Annotated in this window: 17 protein-coding genes; 3 read left to right on the top strand and 14 right to left on the bottom strand. The window is 70.1% G+C overall.

The window, feature by feature from the left end; all coding sequences use genetic code 11:
• Window positions 1–11: 11 nt before the first annotated feature.
• Together H489_RS23410 and dxs are read left to right on the top strand one after the other, a co-directional pair.
• Window positions 12–2849: an aconitate hydratase gene (locus tag H489_RS23410; RefSeq protein WP_017886103.1), complete on the top strand. Its 2838-nt coding sequence runs from the start codon at window positions 12–14 to the stop codon at window positions 2847–2849.
• A gap of 132 nt (window positions 2850–2981) precedes the next feature.
• Entirely contained in the window at window positions 2982–4919 is a 1938-nt protein-coding gene (gene dxs / locus H489_RS23415; protein WP_017886104.1) for a 1-deoxy-D-xylulose-5-phosphate synthase, read from the top strand.
• A 118-nt stretch (window positions 4920–5037) separates the two neighbouring features.
• On the opposite strand, the gene H489_RS23420 is transcribed toward dxs, so the two are convergent.
• The 4 genes from H489_RS23420 to H489_RS37605 all read right to left on the bottom strand — a co-directional run bounded on the left by H489_RS23420 (window position 5038) and on the right by H489_RS37605 (window position 10476).
• Window positions 5038–7176, bottom strand: coding sequence for a 3-hydroxyacyl-CoA dehydrogenase NAD-binding domain-containing protein (locus H489_RS23420; protein WP_031259260.1), 2139 nt, complete (start codon window positions 7174–7176; stop codon window positions 5038–5040).
• Between the two features lie 2 nt (window positions 7177–7178).
• Window positions 7179–8399, bottom strand: coding sequence for a thiolase family protein (locus H489_RS23425; protein ID WP_081612195.1), 1221 nt, complete (start codon window positions 8397–8399; stop codon window positions 7179–7181).
• Window positions 8400–8527: 128 nt separating this feature from the next.
• On the bottom strand, window positions 8528–9898 hold the full coding sequence (locus H489_RS37260; protein WP_017886107.1) for an HRDC domain-containing protein: 1371 nt from the start codon (window positions 9896–9898) through the stop codon (window positions 8528–8530).
• Window positions 9895–10476, bottom strand: a complete 582-nt coding sequence (locus H489_RS37605) for a DUF3000 domain-containing protein (RefSeq protein WP_017886108.1) — start codon at window positions 10474–10476, stop codon at window positions 9895–9897. The genes H489_RS37260 and H489_RS37605 overlap by 4 nt, the downstream gene beginning before the upstream one ends.
• 23 nt (window positions 10477–10499) lie before the next feature.
• On the opposite strand from H489_RS37605, the gene H489_RS23440 reads away from it, so the two are divergent.
• Window positions 10500–11723 (top strand): alpha/beta fold hydrolase, encoded by a 1224-nt coding sequence (locus H489_RS23440; RefSeq protein WP_017886109.1) that lies wholly within the window; start codon window positions 10500–10502, stop codon window positions 11721–11723.
• A gap of 227 nt (window positions 11724–11950) precedes the next feature.
• On the opposite strand, the gene H489_RS23445 is transcribed toward H489_RS23440, so the two are convergent.
• The 10 genes from H489_RS23445 to H489_RS23480 form a co-directional block, all read right to left on the bottom strand.
• On the bottom strand, window positions 11951–12322 hold the full coding sequence (locus tag H489_RS23445) for a hypothetical protein (RefSeq protein ID WP_017886110.1): 372 nt from the start codon (window positions 12320–12322) through the stop codon (window positions 11951–11953).
• A gap of 436 nt (window positions 12323–12758) precedes the next feature.
• On the bottom strand, window positions 12759–13421 hold the full coding sequence (locus H489_RS23450; protein ID WP_017886111.1) for a hypothetical protein: 663 nt from the start codon (window positions 13419–13421) through the stop codon (window positions 12759–12761).
• Between the two features lie 59 nt (window positions 13422–13480).
• Entirely contained in the window at window positions 13481–13897 is a 417-nt protein-coding gene (locus tag H489_RS23455; RefSeq protein ID WP_017886112.1) for a DUF6188 family protein, read from the bottom strand.
• Complete coding sequence (locus H489_RS23460) at window positions 13894–14310, bottom strand: DUF6188 family protein (RefSeq protein WP_017886113.1); 417 nt, start codon at window positions 14308–14310, stop codon at window positions 13894–13896. The genes H489_RS23455 and H489_RS23460 overlap by 4 nt, the downstream gene beginning before the upstream one ends.
• Before the next feature lie 6 nt (window positions 14311–14316).
• Window positions 14317–14469: a hypothetical protein gene (locus H489_RS38035; RefSeq protein ID WP_156155263.1), complete on the bottom strand. Its 153-nt coding sequence runs from the start codon at window positions 14467–14469 to the stop codon at window positions 14317–14319.
• Window positions 14470–14475: 6 nt separating this feature from the next.
• Entirely contained in the window at window positions 14476–15000 is a 525-nt protein-coding gene (locus tag H489_RS23465) for an Imm26 family immunity protein (RefSeq protein ID WP_017886115.1), read from the bottom strand.
• Window positions 14997–17987, bottom strand: a complete 2991-nt coding sequence (locus H489_RS38600) for an RHS repeat-associated core domain-containing protein (protein WP_413813391.1) — start codon at window positions 17985–17987, stop codon at window positions 14997–14999. The genes H489_RS23465 and H489_RS38600 overlap by 4 nt, the downstream gene beginning before the upstream one ends.
• A gap of 35 nt (window positions 17988–18022) precedes the next feature.
• Window positions 18023–20344: a DUF6531 domain-containing protein gene (locus tag H489_RS37265; protein ID WP_031259263.1), complete on the bottom strand. Its 2322-nt coding sequence runs from the start codon at window positions 20342–20344 to the stop codon at window positions 18023–18025.
• A 137-nt stretch (window positions 20345–20481) separates the two neighbouring features.
• On the bottom strand, window positions 20482–20940 hold the full coding sequence (locus H489_RS23475) for a SufE family protein (protein WP_017886116.1): 459 nt from the start codon (window positions 20938–20940) through the stop codon (window positions 20482–20484).
• Window positions 20937–21848, bottom strand: coding sequence for a sulfurtransferase (locus H489_RS23480; RefSeq protein WP_017886117.1), 912 nt, complete (start codon window positions 21846–21848; stop codon window positions 20937–20939). The genes H489_RS23475 and H489_RS23480 overlap by 4 nt, the downstream gene beginning before the upstream one ends.
• Between the last annotated feature and the right edge of the window lie 56 nt (window positions 21849–21904).

The following is a 21904-nucleotide window of genomic DNA, read 5'->3' on the forward strand; positions in this document are numbered from 1 at the left end:
GAGGCGGCACGGTGGCTGCAGTCAATAGCTTCGGCTCGAAGGACACACTGTCGGTTGGGGGTGTCGACTACGCGATCCACCGGATCGACTCGGTTCCCGGGCACGAGAAGTTGCCCTACAGCCTGAAGGTGCTGCTCGAGAACCTCCTCCGCACCGAGGACGGCAAGAACGTCACCGAGGGGCAGATCCGGGCGCTCGGCTCCTGGCGTCCCGACGCGGAACCCGACACCGAGATCCAGTTCTCGCCGGCGCGCGTCGTCATGCAGGACTTCACGGGTGTGCCGTGCATCGTCGACCTCGCCACCATGCGCGAGGCCATGGCGGACATCGGCGGCGACCCGAACAAGATCAACCCGCTGTCGCCGGCCGAGATGGTCATCGACCACTCCGTCATCGCCGACCTGTTCGGCAGCACGGACGCCCTGCAGCGCAACACCGACCTGGAGTACGAGCGGAACGGCGAGCGCTACCAGTTCCTCCGCTGGGGCCAGACCGCGTTCGAGGACTTCAAGGTCGTCCCGCCCGGCACCGGCATCGTGCACCAGGTGAACATCGAGTACCTGGCGAAGGTCACCTACACGCGTGACTTCGACGGCGAGACCTACGCGTACCCGGACACCCTGGTCGGCACCGACTCGCACACCACGATGGTGAACGGCCTCGGCGTGCTCGGCTGGGGCGTCGGCGGCATCGAGGCCGAGGCCGCGATGCTCGGCCAGCCCGTGTCGATGCTCATCCCGAAGGTCGTCGGCTTCAAGCTCTCCGGCGAGATCCCCGCCGGCGTGACCGCGACCGACGTGGTGCTCACCATCACGCAGGAGCTCCGCAAGCACGGCGTCGTCGGCAAGTTCGTCGAGTTCTACGGCGAGGGCGTCAGCGCCGTCCCGCTCGCCAACCGCGCCACCATCGGCAACATGTCGCCCGAGTTCGGTTCCACCGCGGCGATCTTCCCGGTCGACGACGTCACGCTCGACTACCTGCGCCTGACCGGTCGCGACGAGGCGCAGATCGCCCTGGTCGAGGCGTACTCCAAGGCCCAGGGCCTGTGGCACGACGCCTCGGTCGAGCCGAACTACTCCGAGTACATGGAGCTCGACCTGTCCACGGTCGTGCCCTCCATCTCGGGCCCGAAGCGTCCGCAGGACCGCATCGAGCTGTCGAAGGCCAAGGACCAGTTCGAGGTCGACCTCGCCAACTACGCGAGCATCGACCACAGCGAAGAGGACAAGGCCGTCGCCGACACGTTCCCGGCGTCCGACCCGGTGGCCGCGGCCCCCGGTGACGAGCACGCCGTGGACGACCTGCAGGACGCCCCCGGGCCCGAGGTCCCCGTGCACGCCTCGAGCGCGCCCGGCACCGTCTCGAAGCCGACCTCGGTCGCCATCGCCGACGGCGACCCGTTCACGATCGACCACGGTGCCGTGGCGATCGCCGCGATCACGTCGTGCACGAACACGTCGAACCCGTCGGTCATGATGGCCGCCGGCATCCTCGCCCGGAACGCCGCGCAGAAGGGCCTCACCGCGAAGCCCTGGGTGAAGACCACCCTCGCGCCGGGGTCGAAGGTCGTCACCGACTACTACGAGAAGGCCGGTCTCACCACCTACCTCGAGCAGCTCGGCTTCTACACGGTCGGCTACGGCTGCACGACCTGCATCGGCAACTCCGGCCCCCTGCCCGAGGAGATCTCGCAGGCCGTGCAGGACAACGACCTCGCCGTCACCGCGGTGCTCTCGGGCAACCGCAACTTCGAGGGCCGCATCAACCCCGACGTGAAGATGAACTACCTGGCGTCCCCGCCGCTGGTCATCGCGTACGCCCTCGCCGGGTCGATGCACTTCGACTTCGACAAGGACGCACTGGGCACCGACCAGGACGGCAACGACGTCTACCTGACCGACATCTGGCCCGACGCGGCTGAGGTGCAGCAGGTCATCGACACCTCGATCGACACCGAGATGTTCACCCACGAGTACGGCTCCGTGTTCGAGGGCGACGACCGCTGGAAGAACCTGCCGACCCCGACGGGCGACACCTTCGAGTGGGACCAGGAGTCGACCTACGTCCGGAAGCCCCCGTACTTCGAGGGCATGACGATGCAGCCCGACGCGGTGGCGGACATCTCCGGTGCCCGCGTGCTCGCGAAGCTCGGCGACTCGGTCACGACCGACCACATCTCGCCGGCCGGTTCGATCAAGGCCGACAGCCCCGCCGGTCAGTACCTCGCCGAGCACGGCGTCGACCGCAAGGACTTCAACTCCTACGGCTCGCGTCGCGGCAACCACGAGGTCATGATCCGCGGCACGTTCGCGAACATCCGTCTGCGCAACCAGCTGCTGGACGGCGTCGAGGGCGGGTACACCCGTGACTTCACGACGCCGGACGGCGAGCAGTCGTTCATCTACGACGCCTCGCAGCACTACCAGGCGCAGGGCATCCCGCTCGTCATCTTCGGTGGCAAGGAGTACGGCTCCGGCTCGTCCCGTGACTGGGCGGCGAAGGGCACGAACCTGCTCGGTGTCCGTGCGGTCATCACCGAGAGCTTCGAGCGGATCCACCGCTCGAACCTCATCGGCATGGGCGTCGTCCCGCTGCAGTTCCCGGCGGGCGAGACGGTCGAGTCCCTCGGCCTCGACGGCACCGAGGTCGTGTCGATCTCCGGGCTGACCGAGCTGAACGAGGGCCGCACCCCGAAGACCGTGCACGTCACCGCGACGCCGAGCGAGCACTCGCCCGCCGGCAAGCAGCCGGTGGAGTTCGACGCGGTCGTCCGCATCGACACCCCCGGTGAGGCCGACTACTACCGCAACGGCGGCATCCTGCAGTACGTGCTCCGCTCGCTCGTCTGAGCGACGTGCGCACGGGTCGCTGACGCGACCACAGGACGGACGGGAGGCCCGTGGCGACACCGCCACGGGCCTCCCGTCCGTTGTCGGGTCCCGAGAATAGAGTGGGCCGACAGCCCCACGAAAGGAGCGCCCGTGAGCCTGCTCGCCAGCATCACGTCGCCGCGCGACCTGAAGCGTCTCTCCGACGCGCAGATGACCGACCTCGCCGCCGAGATCCGGCGCTTCCTGGTCGCCGAGGTCGCGAAGACCGGTGGGCACCTCGGGCCGAACCTGGGTGTCGTCGAGCTGACGCTCGCGATGCACCGCGTGTTCGACTCGCCGAACGACCCCTTCGTCTTCGACACCGGGCACCAGTCGTACGTGCACAAGCTCGTCACCGGGCGGCAGGACTTCTCCAAGCTGCGCGAACGCGGTGGCATCGCCGGCTACCCGCAGCGCAGCGAGTCCGAGCACGACATCGTCGAGTCCTCGCACGCGTCGTCGTCGTTGTCGTGGGCCGACGGAATCTCCCGCGCGTTCGGGCAGACCGGGCAGACCGACCGCTCCGTCGTCGCGGTGGTGGGGGACGGCGCCCTCACCGGTGGGATGACGTGGGAGGCGCTCAACAACATCTCTGACGACAACGACCGGCGCCTGGTCATCGTCGTCAACGACAACGGCCGCTCGTACGCCCCGACCATCGGTGGCATGGCGCGGTTCCTGAGTTCCGTGCGCACCCGCCGCGAGTACCGGGCCCTGTACGAGAGCACGCAGGCCGTGGCGGCGCGGTTCGGTGCTCCGGGTCGTGCGGTGTACCGCGGCATGCGCGGGGGCCTGCACGGCTTCCTGTCGCGACTGACGAACAACGAGGCGCTGTACTCGAACCTCGACATCAAGTACATCGGCCCGGTGAACGGGCACGACCAGCAGGCGATGGAGGCTGCGCTCCGGCAGGCCAAGGAGTACGGCGCTCCCGTGATCGTGCACGTCATCACGGAGAAGGGCCACGGCTTCGAGCCTGCCCTGCGCGACCAGGCCGACCAGTTCCACGCCGTCGGCCACATCGACCCGGAGACGGGCGAGTCGCTCGACGCCGCGTCGGGCCCCTCGTGGACCTCGGTGTTCGCGTCCTCCCTGGCCGAGGCCGGCGCCTCGGACCCTCGGATCGTGGCGATCACGGCGGCGATGCTCCGGCCGACCGGGCTGCACCTGTTCCAGGAGCAGCACCCCGACCGCGTGTACGACGTCGGCATCGCGGAGCAGCACGCCGTGACGACCGCCGCGGGCCTGGCGTACGGGGGACTCCACCCGGTCGTGGCGCTCTACGCGACGTTCCTGAACCGGGCGTTCGACCAGGTGCTGATGGACGTCGCCCTGCACAGGGCCGGCGTGACGTTCGTGCTCGACCGCGCCGGCATCACCGGTCCGGACGGCCCGTCGCACCACGGCATGTGGGACCTCGCACTGCTGCAGGTCGTGCCGGGGATCCGGATCGCCGCACCACGGGACGCCGCGACACTGCGTGAGGAGTTCCGCGAGGCGATCGCCGTCGACGATGCCCCTACCGTGCTGCGGTGGTCGAAGGGGCAGGTCGGGCCGGACATCCCCGCGGTCCGTCGTCTCCCCGACGGTGTGGACGTGCTGCACGCCGCCGCGGACGACGTCGAGGACGTCCTCTTCGTCGCCGTCGGGTCCATGGTGCCGGTGGCACTCGAGGCCGCGGCGCTGCTCGAGGCGCAGGGCATCGGCGTCACCGTCGTGGACCCGCGCTGGGTGGTCCCGGTCCCGGGTTCGCTCATCGAACTGTCGCGCTCACACCGGCTCGTCATCACGATCGAGGACGGCGTGCGGGTCGGCGGCGTCGGGACCCGGCTGCGGCAGGACCTGCGTGCCGCTGGGGTCGATACCGGGGTGAACGAGCTCGGGCTGCCCGACGCGTTCATCGACCACGCGACGCGGTCCCAGATCCTCGCCGACGCGGGGCTGACGGCGCAGGCCATCGCCCGCGACGTCATCGACCAGGTCGTCGGGACGAAGCTGCCGCAGGCGAAGCCCGCGCGCTCCCGCGAGTCCGCCGCGTCCGACCGCTGACCGCTCGGCCCGGGTCCGGGTCCGGTCCGGGTCCGGTCAGCAAAACACCGGTGTTCGCGCTCCACTCCGCGGTTTGCGGGTGTTCGGTGCGCGAACACCGGTGTTTTGCGTACTGGGCCTAGCGGGAAGCGGGGCCGACGATCAGGGGCTCGTGGAACGTACCGCCGAAGACACGCTCGGAGGCACCGGAGCGGTCGAGGTACGGGCTGATCCCACCGGCCTGGAACGGGTAGCCGGCGCCGAGGATGAGCCCGAGGTCGATCTCCTCGACGTGCTCGACGACCTTGTCCTCGAGCATGCGGTGCAGCTCGTCGGCCAGGGCATCCTCGAACCGGCGCTGCATCTCGGCGGCGTCGACGGGCTTCGCGTCCTTCTTGGACGGTGCGACCAGCTTCACGGCGGCGGGGTCGTACCCGGTCGCGTTGCCCTTCTTGTCGCGGGTCAGGATCGTCCCGTGCTCGGCGATCTTCTTCAGGCCGTCGCCGGGGTAGAAGCGCTCCGGCCAGGCGGCGTGGTGCGAATCGAGCACGTGCGCACCGACCGGCAGCCCGACGAGCTCGAGCAGCTCGAACGGCGACATCGGCAGGCCGAGCGGTGCGGCACCCTGGGCGACGGTGTCGAACGAGGTGCCTTCCTCGACGCCGCGCATCGCCTCGCCGAGCACCCGGGCGAGCACCCGGTTGACGACGAAGCCGGGCTGGTCCGCGGTGATGACCGCGGTCTTCTTCAGGGTCTTCGCGACGGCGAGGGCGGTGACGAGGGCCTCGTCCGAGGTCTTCGCCGCGCGCACCACCTCGAGCAGCGGCATGACCGCGACCGGGTTGAAGAAGTGGAAGCCGACGAGCCGCTCCGGGTTCGTCAGGACCGACGCCATCTCGTCGACGGAGAGCGACGACGTGTTCGTGGCGAGGATGGCGTCCGGGGCGATGACCTGCTCGATCTTCCGGAAGACCTCTTGTTTGACGGTCATCTCCTCGAAGACGGCCTCGATCACCCAGTCCGCGTCGGCGAAGTCGTCGTACGACACCGAGCCGCTGACGAGCGCGGTGATGCGGTTGGCGTCGTCGGGGGAGATCCGGCCCTTGTCGAGCAGCTTCGTGACCTCGCCGCGGATCCGCTCGACACCGGCGTCCACACGGGACTGGTCGACGTCGGTGATGACCACGGGGACCCCGAGACGGCGGGCGAAGAGCAGCGCGAACTGGGAGGCCATCAGCCCGGCGCCGAGGACACCGACCTTGGTGATCTTCTTCGGTTCGACACCTTCCGGCGCGCCGACGGGCTTCTTCGCGCGCTTCTGCACGAGGTCGAAGGCGTACATCGACGCGGCGAACTGGTCGCCGGACAGCAGGTCGGCGAGGGCGTCGTCCTCGTCGGCGAACCGTTCGTCGAGCGAGCCCGACTTGGCGGCGGCCACCAGGTCGAGTGCTCGGAACGGCGACTTCGGCACGGTGCCGATCTTCGACGCCACCTGGCCACGCGCGACCTTGACGACGGTGCCCCATGCCGCCTTCTCGAGCATGCCCGGCTCGTTCTTCCGCACCACCTTGGTCGCGCCGGTGATGACACGATCGGCCCAGGCAACGGACGAGGGCAGGAACGTGACGGACGGCACCAGGACGTCGCCGATGCCGATCTCGACCGCGGCCGGACCGTCCATCAGGCGGTTGTTCTTGAGCGGGTTCTCGACGATGACGCGGAGCGCGCGCTCCGGGCCGATCAGGCGGGGGAGCAGTGTCGCGCCACCCCAGCCGGGGATGATGCCGAGGAACACCTCGGGCAGGCCGATGCCCTGCGCGGCGGACGAGAAGGCCCGGTACGTGCAGTGCAGGGCGATCTCGAGCCCGCCCCCGAGCGCCAGGGTGTTCACGAACGCGAACGACGGCACTCCGAGGTCGGCGAACTTGCGGAGCGTGGCGTGCCCGAGGGCGGCGAGGTCGTGCGCGGCCTCGCGCGACGGGACCGCTGCGGCCTGGGACAGGTCGGCCCCCGCCGCGAAGCAGTACTCCTTGCCGGTGATCGCGACGCCCTGGATCGTGCCGGCGGCGGCCTCGGTCCGCAGGGTGTCGAGCACCCCGGACAGTTCACGGAGCGTGCGGGGTCCGAGGGTGTTCGGCCGCTTGTAGTCCTTGCCGTTGTCGAGCGTGATGAGTGCCAGCGTGCCGCCCGAGGGCATGGTTACGTGCTTCACGAACGAGTGGGTGACGACCTCGTCCTCGCTGAGTTCGGCCAGTCGGTCGTTGTCGACGATGGTCATGGTCACGCCCCCTTCCGAGCGGAACGCTCGGCCGACTTGCTGTGGTTCGGGTTCTCCCAGATGACGGTGCCGCCCTGGCCGAGCCCGATGCACATCGTGGTGATGCCGTACTTGACGTCCGGTCGCTCGGCGAACTGCGCCGCGAGCTGGTTCATGAGTCGGACACCGCTCGACGCGAGCGGGTGGCCGACGGCGATGGCGCCGCCCCACGCGTTCACGTTCGGGGAGTCCTGGGCGATGCCGTAGTTGTCGAGGAAGGCGAGCACCTGGACGGCGAACGCCTCGTTGATCTCGAACAGGCCGATGTCGTCGATCGACAGTCCGGCCTTCGACAGTGCCTTGTCGGTGGCGGGGACCGGGCCGACGCCCATGACCTCGGGCTCGACGCCGGCGAAGGCGAACGACACCATGCGCATCTTCGTCGACAGGCCGTGCTGCTTCGCACCGTCCTCGGACGCGAGCAGGCTCATGGTCGCGCCGTCGTTGAGTCCGGCTGCGTTGCCGGCGGTGACCCGTCCGTGGGGCCGGAACGGCGTCTTCAAGGCGGCCAGCGCCTCCAGGGTGGTACCCGGCCGGGGCGGCTCGTCGGTGCTGATGACGTCCCAGCCGTCGCCCTTGTTGACCTCGACCGGGATGACGTCGGGCTGCAGCTTGCCGTTCGCCCAGGCGGCGGCGTAGCGCTGCTGGGACTGGACGGCGTAGGCGTCCGTGCGGTCCTTCGTGATCGCGGGGAAGCGGTCGTGCAGGCGCTCGGCGGTGGCGCCCATGACGAGGGCGTCGCTCGACACCATGCGCTCCGCGACGAAACGCGGGTTGGGGTCGGCGTTGAAGCCCATCGGGTGGCGGCCCATGTGCTCGACCCCACCGGCGATCGCGACGTCGGCGGCACCGAAGGCGATGGCACCCGCGAGCGTCGTGACACTCGTCATGGCGCCAGCGCACATGCGGTCGATCGCGTAGCCGGGCACCGACTTCGGCAGGCCTGCGAGCATGCCGACCGTGCGCCCGAGCGTCAGGCCCTGGTCACCCTGCTGCGTGGTCGCGGCGACGGCGACGTCGTCCACCGCTGCGGTGTCGAGGGAGTCGTTCCGGTCGAGCAGTCCGCGCATCGCGTGCACCGCGAGGTCGTCGGACCGCGTCTTCCAGAACACCCCCTTCTCGCCGGCTCGTCCGAACGGTGTGCGAACGCCGTCCACGAACACGACGTCTGATGCCTTTGGCAATCCGGGCCTCCCAGATCCTCTTCGATCGGGCCGGAACGCAGGTCGCTCCGGCCTGGCCGGGCCTCGCCCGGCGACCCTGCCGACGCTATGCCCCCACCCTGGGCGGCCGCATGCCGGTTGGGCAGTTCCTACGACTCGTCGTCGTCCGTCGCGGCGGGCCGCTGTGCAGCAACGACAAAGGCAGACGCGATGATCGACGAGAGTTCCTCGACCTGCCACGGGCGCGCGTCGTGCTCGGCGAGGGCGGCTCCGACCAGTTCGGTCGACACCGGCGACGGCGGTGCCCACGACACGAGCCGGAGCGTCTCCGGCGTGAGCAGGTTCTCGAGCGGGATGTCGAGCTCCTCGGCACGCTTCGTCACCGCGGCGCGCGCGGCCTTGTACCGGCGGTCGGCCGCGGGGTTGCGGTCGGCCCAGGCGCGCGGCGGCGGGAGCGTCGCCTCGCCGGCACCACGCAGGCGGGGGAGGTCCTCGGTGGTGCGGCCCTCGTCGACGGCGGCCCACCAGCGGTCGAGCTCGGAACGGCTGGCGCGGCCCGTGAAGGCCTTCAGCGCCCCCAGCTCGGCGCGCGACTCGGGTGCGGCGGCCGCAGCGGCGACGATCGCGGCGTCGGGGATGGTGCGGCCCGGGGCGATGTCCGCCTGTCGGGCGTACTCGTCACGGGCGAGCCACAGCGACCGGGCGATCGCCAGGGCGCGGGCACCACGGAGCGCGTGCATGCCCGACAACCGACGCCACGGCTCGGCGCGGGCCGGCTTCGGTGCACGGTGCAGCACCGCGTCGAACTCCTCGGCCGCGATGCGGGACTTGCCGGCCTCGTCGAGCTTCTCGGCGAGGGCGTCGCGCAGGTCGGGCAACAGCTCGACGTCGAGCGATGCGTAGACGAGCCACGACTGGGGCAGGGGACGGGTGGACCAGTCGGCGGCCGAGTGCGCCTTCGCCAGGGTGATGCCGAGCAACTGCTCGACGACGGCACCGAGGCCGACACGGGGGAAGCCGGCGATGCGGGCGCCGAGTTCGGTGTCAAAGATGCGGGTCGGGACGAGGCCGACCTCCTGCAGGCACGGCAGGTCCTGCGAGGCGGCGTGGAACAGCCACTCCTCGTCGACGATGGCGTCCTGCAGGGCGGAGAAGTCGCCGATCGGGATCGGGTCGAACAGGAACGCACCGGCACCACGGCGGAACACCTGGATCAGGTACGCGCGCTGCGAGTAGCGGTAGCCGCTGGCGCGTTCGGCGTCGACCGCGACGGGGCCGTGCCCGGCGGCGATGGCGGCGACCGCGTCGAGGTACTCGTCGTGCGTGTCGATGACCTTGACGGCGTCGTGCGACGCCTCGAAGGCGGGGCCGGCAGCGGCGGCCGGAGCAGTCGAGCCGGCAGCGGCGGCCGGAGCAGCCGAACCGGCAGCGGCGGCCGGAGCAGTCGAACCGGCAGCGGCAGCCGGAGCAGCCGAGCCGGCAGCGGGGCTGGCGGCGTCCTGGGGAGCGGGATCGGTCACTTGGCGAGCCTCCTCGGGGCCAGCAGGGTCACGCCGTCCGATGCGGGAGGCAGACCGGCGAGCATGGCGACGATGTCCTGCCAGGCCCGGACGTGTGCGGTGAGGTCGTCGCCGCGTGGTGTCCACGACGCGCGGAGTTCCAGCTGGGCGCCGTCGCCCTGTGCGGCGAGGTCGCCGTACCCGCGCGAGATGATCTTGGTGGCCGTGCCCGAGGCGTGGTCGTACGTCGCACCGTGCGACTCGAGCGCGTCGACGAGCCAGCTCCACGTCACGTCCGCGACGAACTCGTCGACGCCGATCTCCGGTTCGAGCGGCGCCTGGGCGAACGAGACGACGCGGAACGCGCCACCCCAGCCCTCGGGTTCTTCCGGGTCGTACAGGGCGATGAAGCGCCCGGTGCCCAGGTCCGACTCGACCCCGTGCGCGGTGCCGGACACGTCCGCCGCCAGGGCGATCGAGAACGGTGCGATCCGGGTCGGCGAGGGGATCTCGGTGACGGTGGTCTCGGCACGGCCGCTGCCGCCGGACACGAACGCGCGGAGCCGCGCGAAGGCGTCGGGCTCTCGGGTTTCGGACACACATGCAGACTAGGCTCCGGGCCATGTCCCGATCCGCGCGACCCGCCGAGGACGTCGTCCAGGAGACCGCTCGATCGGCCGGGTTCATCGCACTCGGCGCCGGTCTGGCAGCAGCAGCGGTGGGGACGGCCGTCATCGGTGGCTTCGTCGCCGCCGTCGCCCGCGCCGTCGTCACGCCTGACCGCAAGCGCAACGAGCGCGTGCCGATCCACGCCGTCGACCCGGTCCGGAAGACCGTCACGATCGAGCGCACCGCGGACACGGAACTGCAGGGCCGCTACTCGCTCTGGTTCGGCGGCGGCACCGGACACATGCGCGTCGGCGAAGTGCTCGGCACGACCGACACCACCGTCACCCGCCGCATCATCGCCATCGACGCCGGCGACCCGACCGCCGCCCGTCGCGGTCGCTGGGGCGGCTGGTTCTACCTGACACCCGGCGAACTCGACGTGCCCGTCGAGGACGTCGACATCCCCACCCCGAACGGCCCTGCCCCGGCATGGGTCGTCCGCGCCGACGATCCGGACGCCCCGTGGGCCGTGCTGGTGCACGGCCGTGGTGTCACCCGCGCCGAGACCATCCGCGCCGTCCCGGTCTTCCGCGCCGCCGGCTACTCGGTCGTCCTCGCCTCGTGGCGGAACGACGGCGTCGCCCCGCCCAGCGTCGACGGTCGCTACGGCCTCGGCAGCACCGAGTGGGAGGACGTCGACTCCGTGCTCCGCTGGCTCACCGCGCAGGACGCCCAGAGCGTCGTGCTGATGGGCTGGTCGATGGGTGGCGCCGTCGTGTTGCAGACCCTGCTCCGCTCGCGGTTCGCCGGGCTGGTCGACGGGGTCGTGCTCGAGTCACCCGTGGTCGACTGGCACGCCGTCCTGAAGTCGCAGAGCCAGCTCCTGCGCCTGCCGCGGCCGGTCCGCAAGGTCGCACAGCGCCTGCTCCGCACGCCCGTGCTGTACCGGTTGGCCGGGCTGCAGCGGCCCGTCGACCTGCGCGAGCTCGACATGGTCACCCGTGCGGACGAACTCACGGTGCCGATCCTGCTGCTGCACAGCGACGACGACGGCTTCGTGCCGTCCTCGGCCTCGCATGACCTGGCCCGCGCGCGGCCCGACCTGGTCCGGCTCGAGATCCAGACCACGGCCCGGCACACGAAGCTCTGGAACCACGACGCCGACTGGTTCGACGCCCGGATCCTCGCGTGGCTCACCGAGGTGGTCCAGCGGCGCGGCGCGGCCAGCGCGCGGTAGAGACGACCGAACGACGGACGGGAGGCGCGGTGCCAGCTGGTACCGCGCCTCCCGTCCGTCGTTGCCCCCGTTCGGTCGCTTGGTGACCAGGAATGGTCGGGTCACCGTCCGACACCCGACCATTCCGGCTCACGAAGCGGGTGGTCCGGCATTCGTTCCGTTCGAGGCGCTTCCTGCTGCCTCGTCGGGCGGTTCGCGAGTCTGCCGGAGCTTGCCGACCAGATCGATCACTTCGTCGAGGAGCGCGGGCGAGCGCTCATCTCGTGGGCGTTCGCGTCTGCCTCGGTCTTGTAGATCTCGCCCCATGCGATGCTCGGAGGCATGGCATGGACAGGCAGATCGACGTCAGGGAGACAGATCTGCACGAAGTGCGGGAAGGCGGGGAAGGTCCAGAGGTCTTCGTCTTCGAAGCGACCCCAGAGCAACAGCTCCCCGACGCCCAGCGGGTGGCCGAGCTCCTGACCGTTCAGCGGGGGATCGCAGGTGACCATCAGCGCATGGTGACCGTTCGGGAGCTCGATCGGTCGTTCCACTTCGCACCGGAAGACGGACGAGAACCGCTTGCTGTCCATGGACGAGAGAAAGAAGACTTCTTGCATGTCAGTTCTCCGGATCGATGCCGTTGCCGTTGGGGAGGGAGTCGCGCAACGTTGCTTCGAGCAGGAACTGCCCCGAGTTCACGCTGTGACCGGGCTCAGTCTTCCCTGACGGTAGCCCTGCGACGTCGCGGTGGTTGGCAACAGAACCAGGGTGGGAAGGTGTCCATGAGGCACCGGTCGCCTGAGCATCTCCGCCGGAGACACGGCAGATCTTCTGAGCTTCGAAGGCCGTCGGGAGCTCGTCGCCGAGCTTGTTCACCGCTGTCGGCAGGTGGACCTGGTTGAGCAGGGGACGTGATGGCGTACAGCGTCGTGAGGACCCAGACGAGCCCGGGTGAATCGAGCTCTGAGGAGAACTGGACCAGATCGGGCAGCACGATGTGATCAGCGGGGATCGTGTACGTGACCATCTCGAGGTCGTTCGGCAATGTCGTGGTCATCCGGTCTCCTCTGTCGTCTCGACCTGTGGCGAGAAGCCACCCACGCTCATGGCAGCGAGGACGTCGGTCCTGCCTGGCGTGAACGCGATGATCGCGACCGCGGTGTCAGCCTGCACGGTGCACAACCCCGGCTGCTCGTCGCCGAGCGGCACGAGCGCACTGGCGAACTCGTCGAGCCCGCGGACGTCGGAGCCACTCTTGGCCGCCATTGTGTACTTCGTCAGGAAGGTCCGTGCCGTCGAAAGGGCGCCCTGTTCGAAGACGCGGACCCGTTGTTCGGCCGGACACTGCGATGCCACCGTGAGCGCCAGTTCCGCCCCCGGGGCGTCTGATGCGCGCAGGCGCGTGCGCAGTTCCTGGACGGTGATGTGGACGAGTCCGACGGAGCGGTCGATCGTCGTGGCTGCCACGAGCGTTCGGTCCGTCGCGCGCAACACGACCGTCACGAGTTCATCCCCGTGCTCGACCTGACAGATCAGGACCAGCTCGTCGCCGAGGGCTTCGAGTGGGTCGATGAACGGCACGAGGTTCGGCTCCTGCTTCGAGTAGGACCGCCGGATGACCGCTGCGAACGAGCGTGCGGACACGTCGGAGACGAGCACTTGCGCGTCCGATCCCACTGCGGCGAGGACCTCGACGACACGATCTGGCAGGTCCACAGTCGTTCCGTTGGTGACCGCTCGGAGATGGTGGATCGAGATGGCCGGGGGCACGTCCGTCACCGTCTGATCTCCGCGGACGACGGGCTGTGTCGGTACCGGACCTCGCCGTCGGGCAGAACGTCGATGTCCACTCGTGCGCGCCCCGGTTCGCTGTAGTGCCAGGACGGACCTCGGCGGTTCGACCAGCCCTCGAGCAACTCACCCGAGGCGAACCGGATGGCGATCCGCGCGCCCGTGACTGCACCGTCCGAGACGACCTTGTTGTGCAGGGCAAGGAGGTCGAGCAGGGACGGTTTGTCGCCGGGATCGAGGAACGCGTGTTCCCCGTCAGAGCCTGTCAGCGCGAAGTCGGTCTCGAACCGGAGCGAAGCACCGCTCGAGAAGCGGATCGTCACGTCTGGTCCGATGCTGATGAGGTCGACGGTGTCGCCGGCGATGTCCAGCGCGAAGGGCTGGCGCGGAACGCCGCTCATCCTCGATCTCCTTCCGTGCCGGTGCCCGTGCTCGTGCTCCCGGTCGGCGGCTCGGTGCGGGCCGGGCGACTCTTCGGCCCGGAGACCTGCCAGGACTCGAACTCGGCATCGGGACCGGCGACGAGGGTGTCCCCGCCGTCGAAGATCAGCGTCAGTACGCCGTTCTCGGTCGAACTCCGAACGAGCTCGGCACCGAACAGCCGCAGAACCGGGAGCAGTGAGTCCTTGCGGTCGGGATCGACGACCGCGGTGCTTCCGGACCGGTCGGTGACGGTGCACTCGGATTCGAGCTGGACGCGGTAGGCGTTGCCGAACCCCAGCTCAAGCCGGAAGTCGACGCCTATGAGGTCGAGCGTGCCCGCGCGCTCGAGGGTCATCGCGCCCCCGGTGGAGTCTGCCGTGTCACGGGTCACGATCGTTCACTCGTCCGAAATCTGCGCGGAGCCGACGACAGAGGGCCGGCGGAGTTCATCCCGCGTCGCATCTGTGAACCCCGGAAGTTCAAGACTGTCGACGTTCCTCTTCCTCATCCAGATCATGATCTCCCTGGTTGATTCAGGATCGTCGTTCACGGACTGCTAGTCGCCGAACAATTCGGACGACGTAGGAGTTGGACGATATCGAACTTCGTCGTAAGCCGGGAGCCACGGTTCCAGACCGAAGTGAGCACGAACCGCCTTCTCGAGGACGATCGGGGAATCGATCGTGAGCCGCGGGACCTGGGTAGCCTCCTGTCCCGTTGCCCGGCGCATTCTCGTTCCGTCGAAGTTCGTCACCCGGACTCCGTCGTAGTCGTCTGATCCGAAGCTGTAGGCGGGCAGGAAACGTGCCTGATCCGGAGCGCGGTGGCCCACTATCTGCCACATCCCCGGTCGGAATCGGGCGTCGAACGTCATCCGGGCCAGGAGTGGCGGAGTTGCGGCCACCTCGCTGAGGTCGAGGCTCTGAACTGCATCTTCAGGAACGACCAGATCGAAGACGACGACGTAGAACGAACTCTTGTACTTGCCGATCACTTGTCCGAGGGCAGCCCTGCCGTCGCCGAGGGGCACTGTGAAGATGTCGCCGATCGAGACCCTGTAGACCTGCTGTTTCGTACTCAATACGGGCTTCCTCCTGCCGCGTCGTAACGCTTGTCGCTCATCTGGTGGCGCTTGTTGGACAGGCCGCCATCCGGGTTGCCCTTGTTCGTGGGTCCGCCTTCGTTGCGAATGTGGAACTCTTCTCGACGGTCCAGGTCGACTCCTGGGTGCCCCCTGTCGATCCTCTCAAATCTGAACGCCGCATCCGGGTGTTCTCGTGCGTGAGCGGCCTGGCGCAGGAGGAAGTGGTCTTCACTCTTGGTCTGTCCGATGTAGGGCTTCAGGCCGTCGGTGATGTCCGTGCGCCGGTAGATGATGCCCGGTGGTACCGGCGTCTCGTCGCCGAGCTTCGCCACGGACGTCGGCAGGTGGACCTTCGACATCGTGCCGCCGGTGGCCGCCGACGTCGCCGCACCCTCGGCAGCGTTCCGGAGCAGGCCGCCGGGGGTCACCGGCTGGCCACTCACCGCGTAGTTCGCGACGTTCTCCGCCGCACCTTCTGCTGCGTTCTTGACCAGCTGCTTGCCGATCAGGGCTCCGGCGCCACCGCCGACGGCACCGAAGGCCCCGCTGACGGCGACCTGGCCCCAGTTGACCTCGCCGGTGGTGGCCTTCTGGATGATGGTGTCGGCACCGGCGCTGATCAGCATCATGCCGACCGGACCGCCGACGCCGGTGGCGACGAGCACCCCGCCCGCGACGACCATGGCACCGCCGGCGACGTACTCCCAGTTGTCCGCGAACCAGTCACCGGTGGCTGCAGCGGCCCGGGCGAGCGGACCCTGTTCGGCTGCCGCGTAGGCCTCCAGCTCCGCGTCGGTGACGGGCGCGAGACCGAGCGGGTCGATGGCGTGCAGCGGATCGTTGCCGGCGAACGAGTACGGGTTGCCGGCCCAGGCTGCTCCGGCGGGCGCGCTGATCGGGTCGACGGACAGGAAGCCGCGCGACGACGAGTCGTAGGCGCGAGCACCCATCCACTCCAGGCCGGCGACCTGCAGCGAACCGTCGGCGCCGAGGGCGACCCCGCCCGGCAGACCGGAGCCGCCGAGGTCGACGAGCGTCTGCCACGGGTCGGCTTCGTCGGCTGCTCTGGTCGTGCGTCGACCGCTGGTGATCCAGCGGTCGTCCACCCCGATCAGGCCGCCGGGAGCGCGGAGCACCGGCTCGTCACCGACGGCCAGGAGCGTCGGCGCGAACGCGGCGGTGTCCCAGTCGATCGGGACGCCGTCGACATCGGCGAGTTCACCGAGGGCGTCGACCTGCAGGTCGGTTGTGGTGCTGCCTGCCGCGGTGGACTCCGCCACCCCGGTGAGGTGACCCTGCGGGGTCCAGCCGTACGTGGTCGTCACGCCGTCGGCTCGGAGCGCCTGCACCCGACGACCAGCGCCGTCGTAGGCGTACTCCACTTCGGGCAATCCGTCCGGAGCGTCGACCCTGCTCAGCTGTCCGGCGGCGTCGTACGTGAACCGTCGGGCCGCGGAGTCCGTCCGTTCCTCGACCAGACGCCCCGCCGCGTCGTAGACCCAGTCCGTGCGACCACCCTCGTGGACGGCGGCCACGAGCTGTGCGGCATCGTCGTGCTCGTAGGAGACGCTCTTCCCGGCGCCGTCGACCCGGGTGATCCGCCCATCGGCGTCGCGTGCGACCGTGCTGACCTGCGTGCCCTCCGCGTCGATGCGCGCGTGCCGGACCACGTGTCCGTTCACGTACTCCCAGGTCTGCAGCTGATCGCCGGCGCGGGCCTGCAGGAGTCGCCCTGCCGCGTCGTGCTCGTACCGGGCCTCGCCGAAGACCGAGTGCTCGACCCGGACGACCCGCCCTGCCGCGTCGTGCTCGTACCGGGTCGTGGACCCGTCGGGAGACTGCACCGAGGTGCGGAGCCCGTCGGCATCGTGGGTCCACCGCGTTTCGCGCGCGCCGGTTGAGCGGCGGACGAGCTGCCCGAGTCGGCTGAACTCGAGGACGTGGGCGGTGGGGGAGTCCGGACGGGTCTCGTCGGTGATCGTCACCGTGCGGGTGCGGGAATCGCGGTCGATGCGGCCGATCAACCGGTCACCGGCGTACTGCGCGGATTCCCGACCAGCTGCGTCGTACTCCCACCGCAGCACAGCGCCGTCCGGGTCGGTCTGGGTGAGCTGTCGTCCGGCGGTGTCGTAGGTCGCGATCGTCGTGCGCCCGAGCTGATCCGTGGACGAGGCCACCTTGTCGAGCTGCGTGTACGTCCGGACGGTCACGCCACCCAGCGGATCGACGGTGCGGACGAGTCGTCCACGCTGGTCGTACTCGTAGCGGGTGGTGCCGCCGAGCCCGTTCACCGCGGCGACGAGCTGTCCGGCGGCGTCGTACCGGAAGCTCCGCTTGCCGAAGCGGGTGTCCCGCGCCGAGACCACGCGACCGACCCGGTCGTACCGGTACCGCACGGTGCCGACTCCGGGGACGTCGGCGTGGACGACCCGACCCTGGCGGTCGTACTCGGTCCGGGCGACCTCGCCGGTCGGCAGGGTGCGCGCGACGACCCGCGAATCGGCGTCATAGGTCAGCGTGGTGCGTGCGCCGGCCGGGTCGATCGCGTTGACCGGGCGACCGCACGCGTCGTACTCGTACCGGGTGGTTCGGCCAGCCGGGGTGGTGACGGCGACGACGCGTCCGGCGAGGTCACGTTCGATCCGGGTGAGGCCCCCGTCCGCGCCGACGAGCTCGACCGGGCGGCCGCAGGCGTCGTACGTCGTGAGTTCGGCGGACGTGTCCGCGTGCTCGAACCGGGTCGGACGCCCGAACTCGTCGGTCGTCACGGAAACGGCGTCGAAGGCGTCGCGAACCGTGGAGACGCCGTCCGCGCGCGAGCGACGCACCTCGGTGCGGACACCGGTCGGGTCGACCGTGGCACCGAGGGCTCCGACCGCGTCGTACTCGCGCTTCCAGGTGCCGCCGGCCGGGTCGACCACGGCTTCGAGTCGGGAGAGCGCGTCGTGCACGAACGCCCACTCGGCACCGTCGGGCAGGGTCATCGACGAGACGTTGCCGAAGGCGTCGAAGTCCTTCGTCACGACGCGACCGAGGGGATCCGTGGTGGACACGATCTCGCCGTGCTGGCCGTAGGCGACCTCGGTGCGGGCACCGGTCGGGTCGATCGTCGCCGTGACCCGACCGCCGTCGCGTGCTCGAACCGCCACAGCCCGCCGTCCGGGTCCTCACGCGCGGTGAGCAGTCCGGCGGCGTCGTAGCGGTACCGGGTCCGGTTGCCGAGCGGTGTGACCGCCTCGATGATCCGGCCTCCAGGGTCGCGGACCAACTGCGCGGTGTCACCGACGGCGTTCTCGACCCCGATGAGCTCACCGGACGCATCGTGGTGGAAGGAGACGACCACGCCCATCGGATCGGTCGTCCCCACGAGCAGGCCGTCCCGCCACTCGAGCAGCGTGCGACCGCCGACAGGGTCGATGACGACGGAGGGGTTCCGGTCCTCGCCCGCGTACTCGTACTCGACCACCCCGCCGTTCGCGGTGACCACCGTGGTCATGCGGTCCTGCTCGTCGTACCCGAAGGTCAGGTCGGCGCCCTCCGGTGTCACGGTCCGGGCGCGCCGTCCCCGCTCGTCGTACCCATGGACGGTCACCTGGCCGTCGCGCTCGGTCACCGAGACGAGGTTGCCGTGCGGGTCGTACGACATCGACTGGCGCTGCCCGTCGGTGTCGATGATCCCGACGACGCGGCCCTTCCGGTCGGCGATCCAGGTGTTCGCGTGGGCCCCGTCGACGTCCGACACCGAGGTGACCCGCCCCCGCAGGTACGTGAACCGGACCTGTCGACCGAACGGTGTGCGCTGCTCGACGACCCGGCCGCGGTCGTCGTAGGTGTTCTCGCACTCGACGACCCCCGTCGCCGCGGTCACTCGGTCGATCAGCCCGTCCGCGTTCCAGCGGTACACGCGACTGCCGACGGCATCGGTCGTCCGGACCAGCCGGCGGGCGTCGTCGTAGTGGTACTCGACGCGTCGCCCGTCCGACGCCGTCACCGACGCCACCCGGTCGCCGCGGTACTCGATGTCGACGAACCGCCCGAACACGTGCGAGAGCCGGGTGATCCGGTCGTGCTCGTCGCGTCGCACGGTCACGGCGGTGCCCGCTCCACGCGCACAGCTCAGCCACAGTCCGGACGGCGTGAACGCCCACCGACCGCCGGCGTTGTCCCGCACGACGAGCGAGTCCTGCTCGGCCCGGAGCCACAGGTCCTCGTCGACGCCGCGGCCCCACCCGTCCCCCTGTCGCGGGAAGTCGACCTGCCGACCGTCGTCGAGCACGACCGAAGCAACATCGTCGCTGACCTCGAGCCGGATGTCGAGGATCGAGGACCAGCCGAGCCCGAACACCCCGATGCGGCCGTCGAGCGAGTTGTACATCCGGGTGAGCCGGAGCGACGCAGCCTGCCCCGCGAAGGACAGGTCGGTCTCGGGCTCGAGGAAGTTCCCTGTCGCGGTGTTCACGGGGTCGTCGGCGAACCCGTTGGTCGGGGGCGTTCCCATCGCCGAGAAGGGTCCGATGGTGAAGTCGTCACGTCCGGCGTCGATCCCCGCCGAGGACAGGGCGGCCGCGATCGCCGCGTCCGACAGCGTCGCGGGCCCGGCACCACCACCGGCGGCCTCGAACTGCGCGGCGACGGTGCCCGCCCAGTCGGCGTCCTGCCCGTTCGCCGTGAGCCAGTCGTTCACCGCGGTCAGCAGCGACTGGGCGTTCAGGGTGCCCCAGCAGGGGTTGCACTCGGCCTCGTAGTCGCTCAGGGCGTTGCGGAACGTGGAGACGGCGCTCGACAGGTCCGAGTCGAGCGTCCGGGTGTTCGCCTCGAAGGAGCGGAGGTCTTCGGGGACGGCCGACGACGTCCCACCGCTGGTCCCACCACCCGCGGGGATCTCGCGGCCCTTGACGCTGACCTCCTCCGCCTGCAGTCGCGGCTCCGGCTCGGGCTCCGGCGGCTTCGGGTCGTCGCCCCCGCCGAACCACGTCGAGACCTCGTGCCCGGCAGCGACGAGGAGGTTCTCCTCGCGTTCACGCTTGCGGGCGTCCCACGCCTTCGCCTGCTTCCGCCGGTCGTCCTCGTCCTTCGCGGCGTCGCGGAGCTCCTGCACGAACCCCGACAGGCTCTGCAACGACTCGACGAGCTTCGTCGCGCTGCGCGCACCGATGTCGGCGTTGTCCGCGAAGACCTCGGAGAAGTACCCCCGGAACTCTGCACTCGCGGTCGTCACCGACGACGACCGCGATCCGGACTGGCCGCCGATCGACGACGCGAGCGCCGTCGAAGCCGATTTGAGCGTGTCCGCCGCGCCGTACGAGTAGCCGGTCGGATCGTTCCCGTGGATCTTCGCCATCGTCAATTCCCCCCATGGTGCTGACCGGCCCATCCTGGCACGGCCAGCGACTGAAATGCCAGAGGACTGGCTGAACCGACGGACGGGAGGCCCGTGGCGGTGTCGCCACGGGCCTCCCGTCCGTCAGTGGGTCGCGTCTACGCGACCGCAGCCTGCACCTGCCGCTGGACGCGACCGAGCATGCCCACCATGCCGCGGATCCGCAGCGGGCTGACCGCCTCGGACAGGCCGATGGTCAACGGGTAGTCCGTCGGGACGGCGAGCACCTGCTCGACGGTCAGGCCGGACAGGCCCTGCGCCAGGATCGAGGCGAAGCCGCGGGTGGTCGGTGCCTCGCGCGGTGCGGTGGCGTGCATCCGGACGACGTCCGGGGCGTCGCCGTCCTCGCCCACCGTCACGGTGATGAAGACGGGGGACTGGCACTCCTCGACGCGTTCGAGTTCGTCCTCGTGCCCCTGCAGGCGCTCGGGCAGCGCCGGCAGCTCGTTCGAGAACTCGAGGAGGAGCTGCAGGCGGTCCTTCTGGCCCAGGGCGAGGAAGTCGTCGCGGATCTCGGCGAGGGTGGCGGGGAGTGTGGCGTCGGTGCTGGCGTTCATCGGTTCGGAACCGTACCCGGCTCGGATCCCTGCACGATGGGGACGCGGACGGCGCTGCCCCACTCGGTCCACGAACCGTCGTAGTTGCGGACGTCGGCGTAGCCGAGCAGGTGCTGCAGGACGAACCAGGTGTGGCTCGAACGCTCACCGATGCGGCAGTACGCGATGACCTGGTCGGCGTCACCGATGCCGGCGCCCTCGCGGTAGATCGCGTCGAGTTCAGCGCGCGACCGGAAGGTGCCGTCGGGCGCCGCCGCCGTGGCCCAGGGGATGTTCACCGCGGTGGGGACGTGCCCGCCGCGCAGCGCGCCCTCTTCCGGGTAGTCGGGCGCGGTCGTGCGCTCCCCGCTGTACTCCGGGGCGCTCCGGACGTCGATGAGCGGCTTGCCGAGGTGCGCGAGGACGTCGTCCTTGAAGGCACGGACGGGCTCGTCGTGGCGCTCGACGACGGGGTAGTCGACGGGCGTCACGGGGGTCTCGTCGGTGGTCAGGGCGCGGTCCTCGGCGATCCACTTGGCGCGGCCGCCGTCGAGCAGGCGGACGTCCTGGTGGCCGAACAGGGTGAACACCCAGAGGGCGTACGCGGCCCACCAGTTGTTCTTGTCGCCGTAGATCACGACGGTGGTGTCGCGGCCGATGCCCTTGCCGCCGAGGAGCTCGGCGAACGCGGCGCCGTCGATGTAGTCGCGCTGCACCGGGTCGTTGAGGTCGGTGTGCCAGTCGACCTTCACAGCGCCGGGGATGTGTCCGGTCTCGTAGAGCAGGACGTCCTCGTCGGACTCGACGACCACCAGGTCGGGCGCGCCGGCACCGGCGTCCAGTTGCTCCTGCAGCCACTCGGTGGAGACGAGGCGCTCCGGGTGCGCGTAGGCGGCGAACTGCTCGGACGGGTCGACCGGTGCGGTCATCGGGGGTACCTCCAGGGGTGCGGGGGAGCGTGGTGCTGGGGAGCGTGCTGCTGGCG

It is taken from the genome of Curtobacterium flaccumfaciens UCD-AKU, from assembly GCF_000349565.1.
Lineage (GTDB): Bacteria > Actinomycetota > Actinomycetes > Actinomycetales > Microbacteriaceae > Curtobacterium > Curtobacterium poinsettiae.